The sequence below is a fragment of the Anaerococcus sp. Marseille-P9784 genome (assembly GCF_902500265.1).
GTDB lineage: Bacteria > Bacillota > Clostridia > Tissierellales > Peptoniphilaceae > Anaerococcus.
Genome location: NZ_CABVOZ010000003.1, coordinates 253,941 through 272,971, shown reverse-complemented (window position 1 = coordinate 272,971; position 19,031 = coordinate 253,941). Strand labels below are relative to the sequence as shown.

At 30.5% G+C, this 19,031-nt stretch carries 19 protein-coding genes; 14 read left to right on the top strand and 5 right to left on the bottom strand.

Translation table 11 applies throughout. The annotated features are described in order from the left end of the window. Positions 1–12 precede the first annotated feature (12 nt). The 7 genes from GAN53_RS07930 (at position 13) to GAN53_RS07900 (ending at position 6,590) form a co-directional block, all read left to right on the top strand. Complete coding sequence (locus GAN53_RS07930; protein WP_151410567.1) at positions 13–1,209, top strand: phosphoglycerate kinase; 1,197 nt, start codon at positions 13–15, stop codon at positions 1,207–1,209. 9 nt (positions 1,210–1,218) lie between these two features. Next, complete coding sequence (tpiA, locus tag GAN53_RS07925) at positions 1,219–1,971, top strand: triose-phosphate isomerase (protein ID WP_151410566.1); 753 nt, start codon at positions 1,219–1,221, stop codon at positions 1,969–1,971. Positions 1,972–1,996: 25 nt separating this feature from the next. Then, on the top strand, positions 1,997–3,292 hold the full coding sequence (gene eno / locus GAN53_RS07920) for a phosphopyruvate hydratase (protein WP_151410565.1): 1,296 nt from the start codon (positions 1,997–1,999) through the stop codon (positions 3,290–3,292). Positions 3,293–3,392: 100 nt separating this feature from the next. Beyond that, the gene (locus tag GAN53_RS07915; protein ID WP_151410564.1) at positions 3,393–3,743 is read left to right on the top strand and encodes a Spx/MgsR family RNA polymerase-binding regulatory protein; all 351 of its coding nucleotides are present in this window, start codon (positions 3,393–3,395) and stop codon (positions 3,741–3,743) included. 109 nt (positions 3,744–3,852) lie between these two features. Next, on the top strand, positions 3,853–5,202 hold the full coding sequence (brnQ, locus tag GAN53_RS07910) for a branched-chain amino acid transport system II carrier protein (RefSeq protein ID WP_151410563.1): 1,350 nt from the start codon (positions 3,853–3,855) through the stop codon (positions 5,200–5,202). 45 nt (positions 5,203–5,247) lie between these two features. After that, positions 5,248–5,877, top strand: coding sequence for a tRNA (guanosine(46)-N7)-methyltransferase TrmB (gene trmB, locus GAN53_RS07905; protein ID WP_151410562.1), 630 nt, complete (start codon positions 5,248–5,250; stop codon positions 5,875–5,877). 95 nt (positions 5,878–5,972) lie between these two features. Continuing rightward, positions 5,973–6,590 (top strand): DUF4230 domain-containing protein, encoded by a 618-nt coding sequence (locus tag GAN53_RS07900; protein WP_151410561.1) that lies wholly within the window; start codon positions 5,973–5,975, stop codon positions 6,588–6,590. A 36-nt stretch (positions 6,591–6,626) separates the two neighbouring features. Here the strand turns inward: GAN53_RS07900 and GAN53_RS07895 are convergent, their stop codons facing one another. The 3 genes from GAN53_RS07895 to GAN53_RS07885 all read right to left on the bottom strand — a co-directional run bounded on the left by GAN53_RS07895 (position 6,627) and on the right by GAN53_RS07885 (position 9,804). Further along, positions 6,627–7,334, bottom strand: coding sequence for a heparan-alpha-glucosaminide N-acetyltransferase domain-containing protein (locus GAN53_RS07895; RefSeq protein WP_151410560.1), 708 nt, complete (start codon positions 7,332–7,334; stop codon positions 6,627–6,629). 118 nt (positions 7,335–7,452) lie between these two features. Next, a complete protein-coding gene (locus GAN53_RS07890) occupies positions 7,453–7,962 on the bottom strand; it encodes a type 1 glutamine amidotransferase domain-containing protein (RefSeq protein WP_151410559.1) in 510 nt (169 codons plus the stop codon). Positions 7,963–8,004: 42 nt separating this feature from the next. Then, on the bottom strand, positions 8,005–9,804 hold the full coding sequence (locus tag GAN53_RS07885) for an ATP-dependent helicase (RefSeq protein ID WP_151410558.1): 1,800 nt from the start codon (positions 9,802–9,804) through the stop codon (positions 8,005–8,007). A 194-nt stretch (positions 9,805–9,998) separates the two neighbouring features. Here GAN53_RS07885 and GAN53_RS07880 point away from each other — a divergent pair, with 194 nt between their 5' ends. The 7 genes from GAN53_RS07880 (at position 9,999) to GAN53_RS07850 (ending at position 17,177) form a co-directional block, all read left to right on the top strand. Further along, positions 9,999–11,828 carry an NAD(P)-binding protein gene (locus GAN53_RS07880; RefSeq protein WP_151410557.1) on the top strand — a complete coding sequence of 610 codons (1,830 nt, stop codon included), beginning with the start codon at positions 9,999–10,001 and terminating at the stop codon, positions 11,826–11,828. Next, positions 11,822–13,597, top strand: a complete 1,776-nt coding sequence (locus GAN53_RS07875; protein WP_151410556.1) for a [FeFe] hydrogenase, group A — start codon at positions 11,822–11,824, stop codon at positions 13,595–13,597. The genes GAN53_RS07880 and GAN53_RS07875 overlap by 7 nt, the downstream gene beginning before the upstream one ends. A 129-nt stretch (positions 13,598–13,726) precedes the next feature. Further along, a complete protein-coding gene (locus GAN53_RS07870; protein WP_151410555.1) occupies positions 13,727–14,527 on the top strand; it encodes a nitroreductase family protein in 801 nt (266 codons plus the stop codon). Positions 14,528–14,568: 41 nt separating this feature from the next. Beyond that, on the top strand, positions 14,569–15,375 hold the full coding sequence (gene map / locus GAN53_RS07865) for a type I methionyl aminopeptidase (RefSeq protein ID WP_151410554.1): 807 nt from the start codon (positions 14,569–14,571) through the stop codon (positions 15,373–15,375). Positions 15,376–15,387: 12 nt separating this feature from the next. Continuing rightward, positions 15,388–15,921, top strand: coding sequence for a GNAT family N-acetyltransferase (locus GAN53_RS07860; RefSeq protein ID WP_151410553.1), 534 nt, complete (start codon positions 15,388–15,390; stop codon positions 15,919–15,921). A 99-nt stretch (positions 15,922–16,020) separates the two neighbouring features. Next, a complete protein-coding gene (locus GAN53_RS07855; RefSeq protein WP_151410552.1) occupies positions 16,021–16,791 on the top strand; it encodes a YdjY domain-containing protein in 771 nt (256 codons plus the stop codon). Continuing rightward, positions 16,791–17,177: a hypothetical protein gene (locus GAN53_RS07850; protein ID WP_151410551.1), complete on the top strand. Its 387-nt coding sequence runs from the start codon at positions 16,791–16,793 to the stop codon at positions 17,175–17,177. The genes GAN53_RS07855 and GAN53_RS07850 overlap by 1 nt, the downstream gene beginning before the upstream one ends. A gap of 39 nt (positions 17,178–17,216) precedes the next feature. On the opposite strand, the gene GAN53_RS07845 is transcribed toward GAN53_RS07850, so the two are convergent. Beyond that, a complete protein-coding gene (locus tag GAN53_RS07845) occupies positions 17,217–17,828 on the bottom strand; it encodes a thymidine kinase (RefSeq protein ID WP_151410550.1) in 612 nt (203 codons plus the stop codon). A gap of 7 nt (positions 17,829–17,835) precedes the next feature. Then, the gene (gene ychF, locus GAN53_RS07840) at positions 17,836–18,933 is read right to left on the bottom strand and encodes a redox-regulated ATPase YchF (RefSeq protein WP_151410549.1); all 1,098 of its coding nucleotides are present in this window, start codon (positions 18,931–18,933) and stop codon (positions 17,836–17,838) included. Positions 18,934–19,031: the final 98 nt, after the last annotated feature.

Below are 19,031 nucleotides of genomic sequence, written 5' to 3'. Positions count from 1 at the left end.
TGGAGAAAAATTATGAATAAGAAAACTATAAAAGATATAGATGTCAAAGGCAAAAAAGTTCTTGTGAGAGTTGATTTTAACGTTCCTTTATCAAAAGAAAATAAGGAAGAAATTGCCGATGACGCAAGAATTAGAGCAGCAATACCAACAATTGACTACTTACTAGAAAACGGAGCTTGCGTAATCTTAATGAGCCACTTAGGTAGACCAAAAGGAGAAAATAACGCTGATTTTAGCCTAAAACCTGTTGCTAACTGGTTAGAAAATCACTATGGCGAAAAATTCCATTTCCTAGCTTCAGATTTTGTAGTTGACGATAAGGTAAAAGATGAAGTTAAGAACTTAAATTCTGGAGATCTTGCGCTTTTAGAAAATACAAGATTTGTAAAAGGCGAAACTAAAAATGATGAATCTTTTGCAAAAGAATTAGCTTCACTAGCAGATATTTATGTTAATGATGCATTTGGCACAAGCCATAGAGCACATTCATCAAATGTAGGAGTTGCTAGTCTTTTACCATCAGCTGTTGGTTTGTTAATAGAAAAAGAAATCGACATCATGGGTAAAGCCTTAGAGGATCCTGAACATCCATTTGTAGCAATCCTTGGTGGTGCAAAAGTATCTGACAAAATTGGTGTAATTGATAATTTAATAAATAAAGTTGATACCATTCTAATCGGTGGTGGTATGGCTTATACATTTTTAAAAGCTCAAGGCAAAGAAATAGGAAAATCACTTCTTGAAGAAGACAAAATGGATTTATCTTTAGACTTAATCAAAAAAGCTAAGGCAAATAATGTTGAAATTCTTCTTCCAATTGATACAGTAATTGCTGATGAAATAAAGGCTGGAGCAGAAACTCAAATTGTTGATATCGACAATATTCCAGTAGATAAAGAAGCTTTAGACATTGGACCAAAGACAGCAGAAATGTTTGCTGAAAAAATTAAAAATGCTAAAACAGTTGTTTGGAACGGACCTATGGGAGTATTTGAAATAAAAGAATTCTCAAATGGTACAAATGAAGTTGCAAAAGCTTTAGCAGATTCTTCTGCTATAACAATTGTAGGAGGAGGAGATTCTGCACTAGCTATAGAAATGGCTGGATTAAAGGATAAAATAACTCACGTTTCAACAGGTGGCGGTGCTAGCTTAGAATTTTTGGAAGGAAAAACTCTTCCAGGAATTGCAGCAATTGAAGATAAATAAGGAGATATTATGCGTAAACCAGTAATTGTAGGCAATTGGAAAATGAACAAAACTCCAAGCCAAGCTAAAGAGCTATTAAATGCAATCAAAGAAAGAGAACTAGATTCAGAAGTAGAAGCAGGCGTTTGCGTACCAGCTATTGACTTAACTTTAGCATCAGAAATATTAGAGGGTACTAATATCAAATTTGGTGGACAAAATATGTATTTTGAAGAAGAAGGTGCCTTTACAGGTGAAATTTCTCCACTAATGCTAAATGATATCAAAGCAAACTATGTAATATTAGGACATAGCGAACGTCGTGATATTTTTGGCGAATGCGATAAACTTATAAATAAAAAAGTTCTATCTGCTTTCGCTCATAATCTAACACCTATTCTTTGCTGTGGTGAATCTTTAGAAGAAAGAGAAGCTAATAAGCAAGAAGAAAAGGTAAAATCACAAATTACAGCTGACCTTAAAGATGTAAGTGAAGATTTAGTAGAGAAGATGATCATTGCCTATGAACCAATTTGGGCTATAGGAACCGGCAAAACAGCATCTGCTGATGATGCAGAAGCAATGTGTGCTTATATTAGAAACTTAATTGCTGATTTATATACTAAAGAAACAGCTGAAAAAGTTCGTATTCAATACGGAGGTTCAGTAAAACCAGCAAACGTTAAAGAATTAATGGCAAAAGAAAATATTGACGGTGCATTAGTAGGCGGAGCAAGCCTAAAAGCAGATGATTTCGCAGCTTTAGTAAATCATAGAAAATAAATATAATTAATAAGGAGATTTTAAAATGAGTTTAATAACAAGTGTATATGCAAGACAAATTCTTGATTCAAGAGGAAATCCAACAGTTGAAGTAGAAGTTGAAACAGAAATGGGTGCCTTTGGTCGTGCAGCAGTACCTTCAGGTGCATCAACAGGACAATGGGAAGCTGTAGAACTTCGTGACGGAAACGATGATTATTATTTAGGTAAGTCTGTAATACAAGCAGTAGATAATGTTAACGAAAAAATAGCAGAAGAATTAATTCTTAACTACGATGTATTTGATCAAATTGCCATTGACAATGCAATGATAGAACTTGATGGAACAAAAAATAAAGGAAATCTTGGTGCAAATGCAATTTTAGGCGTATCACTAGCTTGTGCAAAAGCAGCTGCTGATGAATTAGGACTTCCACTTTATAATTATATAGGCGGAGTTAATGCAAAATTATTGCCAACACCAATGATGAACATCTTAAATGGTGGCGAACATGCTGATAACTCTGTTGATATTCAAGAATTTATGATTTTCCCACTTGGAGCAGATAGCTTTGCAAATGCTCTACAAATTGGTGCAGAAGTATTCCATAGCCTAAAGAAAGTCTTAAAAGATAAGGGTTACAACACAGCAGTAGGTGATGAAGGTGGATTTGCTCCAAACCTTAAATCAAATGAAGAAGCCCTTCAAATAATCGTTGAAGCAATAGAAAAAGCTGGCTACAAAGCTGGAAAAGATGTTTATATAGCAATGGACTGTGCAGCAAGTGAATTTTACAACGCAGAAGATGGCAAATATCATCTAGAAGGTGAAGGAACAGTTTATTCTGAAGAAGAAATGATAGACTGGTTAGAAAGCTTAGTTGAAAAATACCCAATTATATCAATTGAAGATGGTCTTGACGAAAATGATTGGGAAGGTTGGAAAAAACTTACAGATAGACTTGGCAAAAAAGTTCAATTAGTTGGAGATGACTTATTTGTAACAAATACCGAAAAACTTGAAAAAGGTATCAAAGAAGGCGTTGCTAACTCAATCTTAATAAAAGTTAACCAAATTGGTTCTTTAACAGAAACTCTTAATGCAATTGAAATGGCAAAAGAAGCTGGATACACTGCAGTAGTAAGCCACAGATCTGGAGAAACAGAAGATGTTACAATAGCAGATCTTGTTGTTGCAGTTAATGCTGGACAAATCAAAACAGGTGCTCCTTCAAGAACAGATAGAGTTGCAAAATATAACCAACTACTAAGAATTGAAGAAGAACTTTGGGATAGTGCTGAATTTAAAGGATTGGACGCATTTTACAATCTTAAAAAATAATAAAAAAATAAAAATCTAAAAGCGGCTTAAATGCTGCCTTTAGATTTTTTTATGAAAAATAAGCCTATTAAACGATTATAAAATAATTAAAGGAGTTTTTATGAAACTTATTTGCTATAAAAAATGTACAACCTGTAAATCAGTTGAAAAAATGCTAGAAGAAAAAGGTATTAACTACGAATATAGAGATATTAAAGAAGAAAATCCTACTGCTGAGGAAATAAAAGACTGGCATGAAAAAACAGGACTTGATATAAAAAGATTTTTTAATACTTCTGGTAAAATTTATAGAGAAAATAATATTAAAGATAAATTAAAATCAATGGCCTTAGAAGAAGCTTACCAATTATTATCAACAGATGGAATGCTGGTAAAAAGACCAATACTCTTTACTGATGATGGAAATATTTATATAGGACCAGATGTTAAAAAATATATAGAAAATTTATAAAACCAAAGATTTTACAAATATTGACTATTACAATTACTTGTAATGGTCAATTTTTTTTGTTTTATTTTTAATGATTTGATATAATTATTCAAATAAGAAAGGAATTATAATGAAAAAGAAATTAGATTTTAAAGAAATTCTACTAATAGGATCTTTGCTTTTTGGCTTATATTTTGGGGCTGGGAATTTAATTTTCCCACTAGAATTAGGACAAAAATCAGGCTATAATTTAACACCCGTAACGATTGGATTTTTAATATCTGGAGTAGGACTTCCAGTAATTGGAATTGTAGCAGCAGCGCTTACAGATAGTGAATCTTTATTTGAAATGGTAAGACCAGCTGGGGATAAATTTGCTTACTTTATGACAATTTTATTATATTTGACAATTGGACCAGGCTTTGCAATTCCAAGAACTGCCACTGTTTCTTACGAAGTTTCACTAAAAGGAGTGCTAAATATTAGCGATGGAATTACACTTTTCATTTTCTCTATGATATTTTTTGCACTTGCCTTATATTTTGCCTTAAATAAGGGAAAACTTGTAGATACTATTGGGAAATATATGACGCCGATATTTTTGTTTTTATTAGCAATTTTAGTTATTTTTTCTTTGGTAAATCCCATGGGACCACTAAAAAGTTTAGAGCCAACTAAAACTTATGCAAATAGTCCTTTTGTAAAAGGAATTGTTGACGGATATAATACACTGGATGCACCAGCATCTTTGGCTTTTGCAGTAATCATTATTGGAGCAGTTAAAGAATTAGGAATTAAAGAACCTTCAAAAGTTGCTTCAGAAACATTTAAATCAGGATTAGTTTGCCTTGTTGGGATGAGTTTGGTTTATGCTATGCTTGCAATTTTGGGATCTGAATCTACAGCAATTTTTCCAATACAAGAAAATGGTGCCTTGGTTTTAGCAAAAATATCTCATTATTATTTAGGAAAATATGGACATATACTTCTTAGTTTAATAGTAACTTTAGCTTGTCTAAAAACTTGTATAGGCTTAATATCCGCTTGTTCAGAAATGTTTAATAAATTATTAAAATTTGACATATCTTATGAGAAATATTGCTTTATTTTTGCCGGCGTTTCGTTTTTAATAGCAAACTTAGGTCTAAATAAAATAATTTCCTTATCATTACCAGTTTTAATGTTTTTGTATCCACTATGTATAGTTTTGATTATTCTTTCACTTTTATCAAAGAAATTAGGTAAAAACCAAATTATTTACAAGTGGACGCTAGGCTTTACTTGTATTGCAGCATTTTTTGATTTTTTGAAAAATTCACCAGAAATAATTTCTAAGAGCAATATAGTGGAAAACTTTTTGGCTTTACCAAAGTCAGTTTTACCAGGATTTGATTTGGGATTTTCATGGATAAGTTTGGGATTAATAGGATTTATAATAGGTTTTATTATTGATAAATCAAAAAATAAAAGTAAAATTTGATATAGTGCTGGCAGCTAGACTGCCAGTTTTTTTAAGAGGAGAATTATGAGATTAAGATTTAAGGCAAATGCCATTCCAGAAATGAAAGAAAATCCAAGAATATTCTTCTATCCTAGAGACAAAAGAGGGAAGTGGAGCGAAGTTTTTGGCAATACCAATCCAATTTATCTAGAAGTTGGTGCTGGTAAAGGAGATTTCATAATAGAAATGGCAAAAAAACATCCTGAAATAAATTTTATAGCTCTTGAGATGAATACAAATGCTTTTGTTATCGCTAGTAGGAAAATAAAAGAAGAAAAATTAGAAAATGTAATAGGCTTAATAGATCATGCAGAAGATCTTAGGGATATTTTTGATAAGAAAGAAATAGATAGAATCTTCATTAATTTTTCAACACCCTGGCCAAAGACCAAGCACCACAAAAGACGCCTAAGTCATCCAAGATTTCTAAATATTTATAAGGACATTATAAAAGATAGTGGAATTATTGAACAAAAAACTGATGATAAAGACTTTTTCTTAGATTCCTTAGAATATTACAAAGATTTTCCATTAGAAATCTTAGAAGTTGATTATAAATTAGATATGGAAAAATCAATCGTAACTGAATATGAGAAAAAATGGCGTGATAGGGGAAAAGATATTTATTATTGCAAAGTTAAATTTGGCTATTAAATAAATTTCGAAATAACTAAAATTTCTTAATAATATACTTTATTTTATTAATAAAACCCGTATAGTAACATCAAAATATATACAAAGGATTTAAAATGACTAATAAAAAAAATAAAACAAATAAAAAAGTTTTTGGATTTTTGATTGCAATTATTTTGATATTAGCTCTGGGAGCTTATATAATTTCTAATTTAAAATCCAAAGAAAAAATTAGCATATCTTCAGAAACTGTTGAATCTTCTCTGAAAGAAGCAAAAGAGCTTACAACTCTAAAATACAATTACAAAAATGTGGCATCTTACGAAAATAGTCAAGAATTTCACGGAATCACTCTTCCATTTACGACAAAAAAATTCTTGTACACTTACCAAGGAGAGATTAACGCTGGTGTTGATCTTGACAAGGCAAGAGTTGATGTAAACGAAGCTTCAAAAATTATTAGCGTAACTTTACCACAAGCAAGCATTTTAAGCCATGATATAGATGAAAATTCTGTTATGGTTTATGATGAGAAAAATTCTATCTTTAATCCATTAAAATTAGAAGATTATTCAGATTTTAGAAAGGAAGAAGAAGCAAAAGTTGAAAAAGAAGCTATTGATAAGGGACTTTTGGAAGAAGCTAAGGAAAAATCAGAAAAAGCAGTTAAAGAATTATTAGATATTAATCCTATAATTTCAAAAGAATACACTATTAATATAAAATTTGAATAAAAGCTATAACCTCTTTACTAATAAAGTAAGGAGGTTTTATTTTATTAGAGAAAATATGAATGTTACTAAAGGATATAGAATTATTTGATGACTTAGATAAATTGGCATAGCTAATCTTCCGATTTTTGCTAAAATATTATCTTTTCCTTTATTTAAAAGTAAGTTTTCCTTATTTAAGTATTTTCCAAGAGTAAATCCAGCTAAATAAATAAAAATCCATGGAATCATTGGAAAATAATCACTTGAATTGAAGTTATAGGATGGGAAACCTAAAATAAATAGATTTTTATCGTAAATTCTTCTGAAAAATTCAAAACTATTAAGGCTTCCACTAGGAATATTGTAAGTTATTACAAATAATATCAAAAAAAATATTATGAAATTATCTTTAATATATTTTTGAAATATCCCAGTAATTATCATAGAAATTCCTAGTCCGTTTAACACTCCCCACAAAATAAATTGCTCAGGAGCTAGGAGATAGGTGATTATGGTAATTGCAAAGCCAATTAAACTTGTAAAAATTCCTCTTTTTATATTTTTTTCTGGACTTAAAAAATTAGAAGTTATGCCAGATATGATAAAAAAAGATCCAGCTATTGTAAATTGCCATATTCTATTTAATAATGTCTCATCATACCAGGATACTTGATGGTAAAAGTTTATATTGTAAATTAGATGAAAAAGCACCATAGATATTATAGTAAATCCACGGAACTTATCGATATTATAATTTCTTTTCATGTTTTAATTATAACACTAATTTATATAAAACAATAATTATAAATCTAATGGTCCAAAAATAAAAATGCTGTTTAAAAAAAGGATTAGTTAATCTCATTATTTCAAACAGCTACTAGCTTTATTTATTAAGTTCTTCTACAATTTTTTTGATCTGTGCTGGTAGGTCTTTTGGAGTTCTTGCAGTGATTATTTTATTATCAACTACTGTTTCCTCATCAACCCAAATTGCTCCTGCATTTTTTAGATCGGTTGAGATTTGTTTTACAGATGTTGCTTTAACTCCATCAAGAATACCCGCTTCTACCAACAGCCAAGGACCGTGGCAAATTGCAGCAACTATTTTGCCATCATCGTGCATTTTTTTCACAAAATCTATTGTAGCTTGGCATTTTCTCATTGCATCAGGAGAATAACCACCTGGAACATAAACTGCTTCATAATCGCTAGCTTTTACTTCTGAGCTGGCAATATTAGATTTTACTTTTAGTCCGCCAGATTTTCCTATATATTCCTTATCTTTTTCGCTTCCCACTAAATCAACTTCAAAATCTTCTCTAAATCTATGGTAAGGATAAAGTAATTCGCTTTCTTCAAAATTATTTTCAATTAAAACTGCTATTTTTTTCATTAAATTTCCTTTCTTTTTTATGTGTCTATTAATTCTTACCCATTATTGATTTTTTATATCTAAATAAAAGGGTGAAGGTTGGACTTTCTTGGCAATTCTCTTCTTTAGACTTAATAAGTATAGATTTTCTTTAGTTCTAGTCATTGCCACATAAAAAACTCTTCTTTCTTCTTCTAGATTATTTTCATCATCTCTAAGCATTGGGAACTCATTTTTCACTAAATCTATAATAAAGACATTGTCGTACTCTAAGCCTTTTGATCTATGGATTGTTGATAAAATTAAATTAGATGAAGTTAACTTTTGATTCATTTTTTCATATTTTCTTATTTTTTCGTGAAATTCGTCTAAACTTTTGAGATCTTTTGTAAAATTAATAAGGCTTTCAATATACAAATCTTTGTTATAAATCAATTCATAATATTTTTTTGAGAATGTATCTATATAAATTCCATATCCCATATAAGTGTAAATATAGGATATTTTTTTATCTAAGTGAAGTTTTCGCAAATGAATTAACTTTCGTTTAACATTAGCTAAATTATAGGATTTTTCATCATCGACTATTTCCTCAAGATAAGAAAAAACATCTAAATTTTTTGGCTTGTAAGCTAGCTTTACTATTTCTTCTTTGTTAAGATAAGTATTTATCTTATAATAAATTTCCGAAAATAGGTCAACATTATAAAAATCATTAGAAAATTCAATTATATTTTCCAAATCTCTAATGATTTTGGAATTAAAATAATCATAAGATGGGAAATTTATTGTAAAATCCCTATCATCGTCAATTAAAAAGCTTATTAAATTTAAGCAAGAAATATTATTTCTATATAAAATAGCATTAGTTTTTTTAGGATCCATGTGATCTATGATATACTTATAAGCCTCTTTGCTATCGTTAAGATTTGCCAAATGGACCTTATCTCCCAAATCTTTTTTTGTGAAAATATTTTTCTCATATCTATTAGTATTTTGTTTTATAAACTTATGGCAAACTTCTACAATATTGCCACTAGACCTATGATTTTCATTCATGCTTATGAATTTAGCATTAGGATATTTTTCTCTAAAATTTAGCAAATATGAAGGTTCTGCTGCTCTAAATCCATAAATTGATTGGTCATCATCAGCAACTATCATTAGATTATTATTAGGAGCTACAATTTTTTCAATAATTTTAAATTGGAGAATTGAAGTATCTTGACCTTCATCTAATTGAATATATTTATATTTATTTCTGATTGATTTTAATAAGTTTGGATAAGTATTTATTAATTCTAGGGCTAAAGTTTGCATATCATCATAATCTATGTAAAAATTATCTTTTTTAAATTTTTCATATGATTGATAAATTAAATTTATATTTTTTATTTGAGAATTTTTAAGATAGCTAAGGTCAGAAAGTGAATTTCTCATATAACCAACTACAGAAAAGAAGTTTTTCAAGTCTTCATCTGACATGATTCTTTTATTTGTCTTATAATAAATTTCTTTAATTAAATTGTATTTGTTGTAAGAATCATCTGCTTCTAAGATTTTTAATTCTAAATTCTGTTTTTTATAGAAATTTCTAATTACCAGATAGCAAAAAGCATGAATTGTCATAAAATTAGTATTTATCCTATCTTTTTGACTTTCGTTTAGATATCTGTTTTTCATATCATAAGCTTGATTTTTACTGAAAGTTAGAGTTAGGATTTTATTTGGATCAATATCATTTGATAAAATTTTAATTCTTTCTAAAAGCATTGTTGTTTTTCCTGATCCAGGGACAGCTAAAACCAGACAAGGTCCATCTTTGTGATTAGCAGCAAGCTTTTGTTTTTCTGTTAGTTTCATATAATAATAATACCATAATAAAGAATGAAAATATATTACTTTTATATTAATAAAAAAATAACGTTTTTATTTTATTTAATTATAATATATGTTTACTTTTTGGCAATTCTTGGCAAAGTAATTTTTCGATGTATGATTATTAGGAAAATATTTTCTTTTATCTATATTATATAATCGTAAATAGGGGGATTAATTTGAATCGATTAGAACTAGAAAGTCTAAGCAAAGCTGACTTGGTTATTAATGATATTTACAATAACCTAGCTAGTCGCATAAAAGCAAGTCCACTTGGCTTATGCCCAGTTGAAGTAACTAAATCATTTCTTGAATTGTGTTTAGCTCAATCATGTGGAAAATGTATTCCTTGTAGAATTGGACTCTTACAATTAAAAAATTTGATGGATGATGTTTTAGAAGGTAGAGCAAATGACAATACTTTGGATTTAATAGAGCAAACCTCTAAAATGATCTCTGAAACTGCTGACTGTGCAATTGGAACTGAAGCCAGTCACATGGTTTATGTCAGCATAACAAGTGCTAGAGAAGAATATAAATATCATGTACATAATAATCGTTGCCTAAGCAAAACATCTACACCAGTTCCTTGCGTTGGATTATGTCCGGCTCATGTTGACGTTCCAGGTTATCTTGCCTTGATTAAAGAAGGCCGTTACCAAGATGCAGTTAGAGTAATTAGAAAAGACAACCCATTTCCAACTACTTGTAGTTTTATCTGTGAGCATCCTTGCGAGGCAAGATGCCGTAGAAATATGATAGATAGCTCTATTAATATTAGAGGATTAAAAAGATATGCCGCAGATAAAGCGGGATTTGTAAAACCACCTGAAGTTGGACCATCAACTGGTAAAAAAGTTGCTATAGTTGGGGGAGGACCTGCTGGGTTATCAGCTGCATATTATCTTCAAATTATGGGTCATCAAACTACAGTTTTTGAAATGCTACCAGAATTAGGTGGTATGCTTAGATATGGAATACCAAATTATAGATTGCCAAAAGAAAGACTTGATGAAGACATAAAGGCTATTTTAGATACTGGTGTTGAAGTTAAATATGGTATTAAGGTTAGTAGAGATTTGACTTTAAATGATCTTAGAAATAATTATGATGCAACGTTAATTACAATTGGAGCGTCTACTGATAAGAAACTAGGCTTGGAAGGCGAAGATGCAGACGGAGTAATTTCAGCAGTAGATTTTCTTCGTGGGGTTGGATTGGGCAAAAAAACTGACTTAAAAGGCAAAAAAGCTGCTGTTATTGGTGGTGGAAATGTTGCCATGGATGCTTTAAGAACTTTAATAAGACTAAATGCAGAAAAAGTAACTTGCGTATATAGAAGAAGAATTTCTGATATGACAGCTTTACCAGTTGAAATTGAAGGTGCCGTAGCTGAAGGATGTGAAATGTTAACCTTAAAATCTCCTTCAAGGCTAGAAATAGAAGATGGAAAATTAAAAGGCATTTGGGTAAGTCCTCAAATGATTTCAAATATTAAAAATAACAGAGCTTCAGTAAAATCTAACGGTATGGAAGATGAATTTATTCCTTGCGAAGTTTTGGTCGTTGCAATCGGTCAAGATATCGAAAGTTCTTATTATGAAAAGGAAGGCATACCAGTTGAAAGAGGAAAAATTTTTACCTTAGCTAATGGTGGTTTTAGAGGAATTCCTGGATTATATGCTGGTGGAGATTGCCAATCAGGACCTGCAACGGTAATAAAAGCAATTGCAGCAGCAAAAGTTATGGCGGCAAATATTGACCAATACTTAGGATACAATCATCAGATTACTTGTGATGTTGAAATTCCAGATGTTGATCTTGAAGATAAGTTTTCTTGTGGCAGAAGTGAACTTCCAGAAAGAGAAGCAAATATAAGAATTAGAGACTTTGAATCTGTCGAACTAAATATGGAAGATGGTGCAGCTATGCAAGAAGTTTCTAGATGTTTAAGATGCGATAAAAATGGATTTGGTATTTTTAGGGGAGGACGAATAGAACAATGGTAAATCTAACTATAGATAATAAAAATATAGAAGTTGACGAAGGAACTACCATTATTGAAGCTGCAAAACTTGCTGGAATAGATATACCACATCTATGTTACTTAAAAGGCATAAATCAAATTGCTTCTTGTAAAGTTTGTTCAGTTGAAGTAGAGGGGATAAGTAATCTTGTAACAGCTTGCAATACTCCTGTTAGTGAAAATATGGTCATCCATACAAATTCTCCAAAAGCTATCTTAAATAGAAAAAGAGCAGTTGAATTAATACTATCAGAACATGATGCAAGATGCCCAATGTGCATTAGAAGTGGAAATTGCTCCTTACAAAAACTATCAAACGATCTAAATGTAAGGCAATTGCCTTTTACAGAATACATAATTAAACAAGATTGGGATGAGAATTTCCCACTAATAAGAAATTCATCTAAGTGTATTAGATGCATGAGATGTGTACAGATATGTGACAAGGTTCAAGATTTAAATATTTGGGAGCTTAGTGGCACTGGTCTTAGAGCTAATATTGATGTTTCTGGCTATAAGTCAATAAATGATTCTTCATGCTCACTTTGTGGTCAATGTATAACTCATTGTCCAGTTGGAGCTTTAGTAGAAAGAGATGATACAGATTTATTATGGGATGCAATTTTTGATCCTAACAAAACTGTGGTAGTACAAGTTGCACCAGCTGTAAGAACAGCTTGGGGAGAGGAGATGGGTCTAGCTAGAGAAGAGGCTACTGTAAGTAAAATTTTCGATGGACTAAAACAAATAGGAGTTGATTATGTTTTTGATACAACATTTTCTGCAGATCTAACAATAATGGAAGAGGCAACAGAATTTTTAGAAAGATATACAAAAGGTGAACTTAAAGATAGGCCGATGTTTACGTCTTGTTGTCCTGGTTGGGTTAGATTTATCAAAGGTCAATATCCACATTTGGTAAGTCAATTATCAACAGCCAAATCTCCGATGCAAATGTTTGGTTCAGTAATGAAGTCATATTTTGCAGAAACATTGAACAAAGACCCTTCAGAAATATTTTCTGTGGCTGTAATGCCTTGTCTTGCCAAAAAAAGTGAAAGAGAAAGAGATTTATATTACAATGAATTTGCAGGTCATGATACAGATTGTGTTATAACAACAAGAGAACTTATAAGAATGTTTAAAACAGCAAATATCAATCCAAAGACATTAATAGATGCTGATCCTGACGATTTATTTAGAGATGGATCTGGTGCAGGTGTTATCTTTGGATCAACTGGTGGAGTAATGGAAGCAGCTTTAAGAACTGCCTATCATTCATTAACTGGAGAAAATCCTTCAGCCGATGCATTTAAAGTTGTAAGAAGAGATTCTGAAAAAACTGGATTAGTAGAAGCTAATTTCAAAATTAATGATATAGATTTACACATAGCAGTTGTAAATGGTTTGGCCAATACAAGAAAACTTATAAATGATCTAGAAAATAATAAAAAACATTTTGATTTTGTTGAAGTAATGGCTTGCCCTGGCGGTTGCGTAGGTGGAGGAGGTCAACCAATTCATGATGGAGAAGAACTTGCTTTTACAAGAAGCAAGAATTTATATTTCTTAGATAAAAATGCAAATCCAAGATTTTCTCACGAAAATCAAGATATAATAAATCTTTATGAAAATTTCTTTGGAGAACCTAATAGCCATCTTGCTCATCAACTATTGCATACAGATCAATATAGTTGGCAAATGCCAAATGTTTCAAATAACGAAGAACTATATTATTCAACAATCGTCTAATAAAAAATATTTACCACTTTTTAAAACTATCAGCTTAGCTGATAGTTTTAATTTATACTTAATTTATTGTGTAAAAAGATTTAGAAATATGATAAAATAATAGTAAAGTATAGATATACGGGGGTTATAATGCTTACAACAAATTTTTTAAAATCTAGAACATCTACTAGAGAGTATAAAGATGAAAAACTTGATGAAACAATTACAAAAAAAGTATTTGACTTAGTTGATGAAGAATCAAAAAAATTAGGAAAAGAAAATCTTGACTTTATTTTTAATACAGATGGTAAGAAAGTTTACGATGCATTAAATGGTATTGCAGGATATAAAGGAGTAATGATTAAAGCACCAGCTTATATAGCAGTTGATGCTAAAAACAATGACCCTATTACAATAGTGAAAGCTGCTTATGGAGTTGAAGAGCTAATAACTCATCTTAATAAAATAGGACTTGGCACTTGTTGGATAACAGTTAGTGAAGTTGACGAAAAGATTAAACAATCTGCTTTTGACTACGAAAAAGGAGATATAAATATACTTTTGTCAGTGGGTTACCCTGCAAATCCAGAAGTTAGAGAACATAAGTATGATGATAGAATTGCAACAGAAGAATTAGTATTCTTTGGTGATTTTGATACACCAGCTACTGACGAAGAATTAAAGCAAAGAGGACTTAACAACATATTTGATTATGCAAAATTTGCACCGTCAACAAATAATGCTCAACCATGGAGATTTTTGATTGTTGGTGATGAAATTCAATTGTATATAGAAAATTATAAGGGCTATATTAACCTTATAGATGCTGGAATTATGATGTACTATATAGATGAATTAAGCAGAGCTTATGCAATGCCAATAGGATTTGATATTAATCCTAAGATAAACTCAACAGAAAAATACACTTATATAGGAAAGACAAAAATGTAGATAGGACGCTTTGGCGTCTTATTTACTTAGAGAAGGGAATAATGATTAGATTATATACTGAAGATGATTTTGTAAAGATGAGAGCTGCAGCAGAAATATTATGTCAGACTCATTTAGCAATAAAAAAAGTTATAAAAGCAGGTATTTCTACAAAAGCTTTAGATGACTTTGCCAATAAATTTATAGTAGACCACAAAAAAGCAATACCTGCACAATTGGGTTATGGAGATTTTCCATACACTTTATGTATATCAGTAAACGATGAGATATGCCACGGTTTTCCATCTGATTATATCTTAAAAGATGGAGATTTAGTATCAATTGACAATGTAGTTAACCTAAATGGTGGCTTGGCTGATTCTTGTTGGTCATATAAAATAGGAGATCTTTCTGATAGAAATCAAGAACTTATGGACACAACTCTATTTGCCTTAAATGAAGCCATAAAAGAAGCAATTCCTGGTAATAGGATAGGAGATATTGGAAATAGAATACAAACGATAGCAGAAGTAGACCATGATTTTTCTGTAATCCGTGATTTTATAGGTCATGGCATAGGTAAAGAAATGCATGAAGATCCACAAGTACCACATTATGGTAAAGCTCACAGAGGACCAAGAATTCAAAAAGGAATGGTATTTACCATTGAGCCAATGATTGCCAGTGGCAATTGGCAAAGTAAAATAGATGATAATGGTTGGGTAGCAAGAACGGTTGATGGCTCAACTTGCTGCCAATTTGAACACCAGTTAATAATTCATGAAGATGGGCCAGAAGTAATTACAGATCAAAGTAAGTATCAACTCACTGATGATGATCTAGCTTTTATTGATGCTTACAAATTTTAGAAAAGGAAGTTTATGGATTTAGTTTCGGTAAATAATGAAAAAACTAAAGATTATTTTGAATATTTATATGATGAAGCCTTTCCAGAATATGAACAGGTTGAAATACAAAAGCTATACAAATTAGCAAATAAGGAACTAATAGATATTAATCTGATAGCTCATAATGATCAATACACTGGACTTGCAGTTGTTTTTTTAAATGATGATATTAACCTCTTATCATATTTTGCAATTGATCCAGAATATAGGGGAGAAGGACTTGGAAGTAAGTCTTTGGATGTGCTTTTAGATTCTTATGATGACTTGATGATAGAAATAGAAAGTACAAAAGAACAAAATGCTTCTGACATAAAGACAAGAAAAAAACGCAAAAATTTTTATATAAAAAATGGTTTTTATAATATGGATGAGGATATAAACTATTTTGGGACTGATATGGAACTTATGGTAACAAATGAAGATGCTTCAATTCATGATTATTTTAACACATATGAAAATATTTTTGATAAAGACTATATAAAAGAAAACATAAAAGTTCTTGCTTAATAATAAATAGATTTAAATTATATTTAAATTAAAAACATTGAAAAAATTTTAACTCAAAGTAAAATGGCTTTGTAGAAATATAATTTTAAAGGAGAAGTTATGAAAAATTATAAATCATTAATTTTAGGATTATTCCTAACGGGAGCTATTTTAACAGCTTGTGGTAACCAAAAAGAGGATGCAAAAACAGACGATTCTGCTAAAACTGAAACAACTGAAACAACAGAAGCTGATACAAGCAACGAAGAAGCTACAACAGAAGATAGCAAAGAAGAAGAAAACACAGAAACTGAAAATGCTGACGAAATCAAAGGCGTTAGCAAAGAAAACAATATAGTTGTTGACAAAGAAAATAAAACTGTAACAATTTACACAACATTTAACGGCAAATTCTTAACAGAATCAACAAGACACTTAGTAGTTTCAGAATCTGGAAAATTTGGTGATAAACCAGTATTTATTTCTTATGTATCACCAGCAGATTTCCACCAAGCACTATTAGATATTGGTGCTGAAGCAGGAAATAACATGACACCAGAAAATGCAGAAGAAACAACATCAGAAGGATCACACCTTGACATCACAGCATATTGGGCTGGAAATGAAGATGGTAAAAATGTAAATGAAATTGTTAAAGATTCTAATGGAAAAGATTTAGATATTAGATTTACAGGAAACTTAGATCGTTCAAACGAATTTAAAACAGGTTGTATCTCTTGTCTAGATTCTTGTACAGTTGGAATTACTTCAAATGCTAACTATCCACTTGGTTCTGTTGAAAAAACAAAAATTGTAGAATATAGCATTGATAAAGACAATGCTCCAGAAGATGGAACACCAATTGCTCTAGTATATTCAATTAGAGATTAATGAGGCTTATAGATAAAGTTTCCAGATATATCATAAGTTCGATCATACTATTTACGCTAGCATCAAGCTTAATAAGCCTAAGTGTCTGGCTTGATATGAGATTACACGCAAGGCATGTAGTTTATGTATGCTTTGCCATAATGCTCTTATTTATAGTTTTAAAAGATTTTAAAAATCCAAAGCCATTATTAATTGGTGAGCTTGCTATGATTATCATATTTTTTCTAGGCAAGTTTAATAGGGTTGCTTATGAGTTAAGAGAAGCTTTTAAAATAGGATTAAAAATTTATGATTTTAAGATTATTTTGATAGTAGTAATCACAATTACAAGCTTTATAACTTTTTACAATTACTACAAAAATCTTAGAAACATAGAAAATAGTTAATAAAAAGCAGATGAAAAATAAATTCATCTGCTTTTAAATTTACTGGTTTAAATCTTCCATAGCTATTTGATTTTTGGTTTTTTCTCTTTCACTCATTTTCTTTGTATAACATTCTCTACATAGGGGTTCGTATTTATCTTTTGAGCCTATTTGAATTCTTGAATCGTCAGATGATTTTCTATAAGAAGCCCAAGCATCTTCTCCACAGCTAGCACAAATTGCGTGGTGTTTTGTAAGTTCATCTGCTATTGGCATAATTTCTTTGATTATTTCAAAAGGTCTTGTTTTAAAATCCATATCCAATCCAGAGACAACTATTGTAATTCGTTTTTTCATCAACTTTGTAAAAATATCTATAACTTCACTTGGGTCATTTGGGAAAAATTGGACTTCATCAATTCCAATAGCGTCAAGTTCATGGTTTTCTGCGTAATCAACTATTTCATTTAAGTCTGATATTTTGATGGCATCTATCTCTAGCTTATCATGAGAAACAATTTTTCTTTCATCATCTCTATTATCAACTGACGGTTTAAAAGCTGCAATTTTATAATTTGCAATTTTCATTCTATAAAGTTCACGCCATAATGAAGTGGTCTTGCCAGAAAACATTGAACCAGTGTGAACAATTAATTTTCCTTGTTTTTTCATAATTAACCTAAACATTAAAGCGGAAGTTTACAACATCGCCATCTTTCATTATATAATCTTTTCCTTCCATCCTTAGAAGTCCTTTTTCACGAGCAGATAGGAGAGAACCTGAATTTACTAAATCATCATAGGAAACAATTTCTGCTTTAATAAAGCCTCTAGAAATATCACTGTGAATCTTTCCAGCTGCATCGACAGCTTTTGTACCAGCTTTGATGGTCCAAGCGCGTGATTCCATTTCTCCAGTTGTTAAAAATGAGATTAAATTTAAAGTTCTATAAGAATCTCTAATAACTTTATCTGTCCCAGATTCTTCAAGACCAATCATTGAAAGAAATTCAATTTTTTCTTCATCACTTTCTAATTGAGAAATTTCCTCTTCAATTTTTGCAGAAACAACAGATACTTCAGCATTTTCATTTTTTGCATATTTTCTAACATCATTTACATAAGAATTATTAGCACCATCATTTGCTGCATCTTCTTCATTGACATTGCAAACATAGATTATTGGCTTTGAAGATAGTAATTGATAAGATTTAAGTAATTTCTTTTCTTCTTCTGATAAATCAAGACTTCTGGCTGACTTTCCACTTGCTAAAACATTTCTAACCTTATCTAATACTTCAACTTCTTTTAAAATTTCCTTGTCATTTCTTGCCATTTTTCTACGTTTTTCTAAAACTTTATCAATCATATCAAAATCGGCAAAAACTAATTCCAAATCAATAGTTTCAATATCACGTAAAGGGTCGACAGAACCATCAACGTGAGTTACATTTGGATCATCAAAGCACCTTAAAACTTCAACAATTGCGTCAGTTTCTCTTATATTTGACAAAAATTTATTTCCTAGACCTTCGCCCTTGCTAGCTCCCTTAACCAAACCAGCAATATCATAAAATTCTATGACAGCTGGAACAATTCTTTTTGAATTACTCATATCACTTAATACTTTTAATCTAGAGTCAGGAACATTTACAAGGCCAACATTTGGATCAATTGTTGCAAAAGGGTAGTTCGCTATAAGCGCGCCAGCCTTAGTTATTGCATTAAATAAAGTTGATTTTCCAACATTTGGCAAACCTACTATACCAAGTTTCATAAACTATTTCACCTCAAATTTCTTATTTTACGATGTTAATATTATAATTGTTTTAATATAAAAATCAATTGAAAGATTTCCTACAAAATATTTGCCAA

Bases quoted from the DNA above. Each gene is read 5' to 3' on its own strand.
- GAN53_RS07930 (WP_151410567.1), top strand. From the start codon at position 13: ATGAATAAGAAAACTATAAAAGATATAGATGTCAAAGGCAAAAAAGTT.
- tpiA (WP_151410566.1), top strand. From the start codon at position 1,219: ATGCGTAAACCAGTAATTGTAGGCAATTGGAAAATGAACAAAACTCCA.
- eno (WP_151410565.1), top strand. From the start codon at position 1,997: ATGAGTTTAATAACAAGTGTATATGCAAGACAAATTCTTGATTCAAGA.
- GAN53_RS07915 (WP_151410564.1), top strand. From the start codon at position 3,393: ATGAAACTTATTTGCTATAAAAAATGTACAACCTGTAAATCAGTTGAA.
- brnQ (WP_151410563.1), top strand. From the start codon at position 3,853: ATGAAAAAGAAATTAGATTTTAAAGAAATTCTACTAATAGGATCTTTG.
- trmB (WP_151410562.1), top strand. From the start codon at position 5,248: ATGAGATTAAGATTTAAGGCAAATGCCATTCCAGAAATGAAAGAAAAT.
- GAN53_RS07900 (WP_151410561.1), top strand. From the start codon at position 5,973: ATGACTAATAAAAAAAATAAAACAAATAAAAAAGTTTTTGGATTTTTG.
- GAN53_RS07895 (WP_151410560.1), bottom strand. From the start codon at position 7,334: ATGAAAAGAAATTATAATATCGATAAGTTCCGTGGATTTACTATAATA.
- GAN53_RS07890 (WP_151410559.1), bottom strand. From the start codon at position 7,962: ATGAAAAAAATAGCAGTTTTAATTGAAAATAATTTTGAAGAAAGCGAA.
- GAN53_RS07885 (WP_151410558.1), bottom strand. From the start codon at position 9,804: ATGAAACTAACAGAAAAACAAAAGCTTGCTGCTAATCACAAAGATGGA.
- GAN53_RS07875 (WP_151410556.1), top strand. From the start codon at position 11,822: ATGGTAAATCTAACTATAGATAATAAAAATATAGAAGTTGACGAAGGA.
- GAN53_RS07870 (WP_151410555.1), top strand. From the start codon at position 13,727: ATGCTTACAACAAATTTTTTAAAATCTAGAACATCTACTAGAGAGTAT.
- map (WP_151410554.1), top strand. From the start codon at position 14,569: ATGATTAGATTATATACTGAAGATGATTTTGTAAAGATGAGAGCTGCA.
- GAN53_RS07860 (WP_151410553.1), top strand. From the start codon at position 15,388: ATGGATTTAGTTTCGGTAAATAATGAAAAAACTAAAGATTATTTTGAA.
- GAN53_RS07855 (WP_151410552.1), top strand. From the start codon at position 16,021: ATGAAAAATTATAAATCATTAATTTTAGGATTATTCCTAACGGGAGCT.
- GAN53_RS07850 (WP_151410551.1), top strand. From the start codon at position 16,791: ATGAGGCTTATAGATAAAGTTTCCAGATATATCATAAGTTCGATCATA.
- GAN53_RS07845 (WP_151410550.1), bottom strand. From the start codon at position 17,828: ATGAAAAAACAAGGAAAATTAATTGTTCACACTGGTTCAATGTTTTCT.
- ychF (WP_151410549.1), bottom strand. From the start codon at position 18,933: ATGAAACTTGGTATAGTAGGTTTGCCAAATGTTGGAAAATCAACTTTA.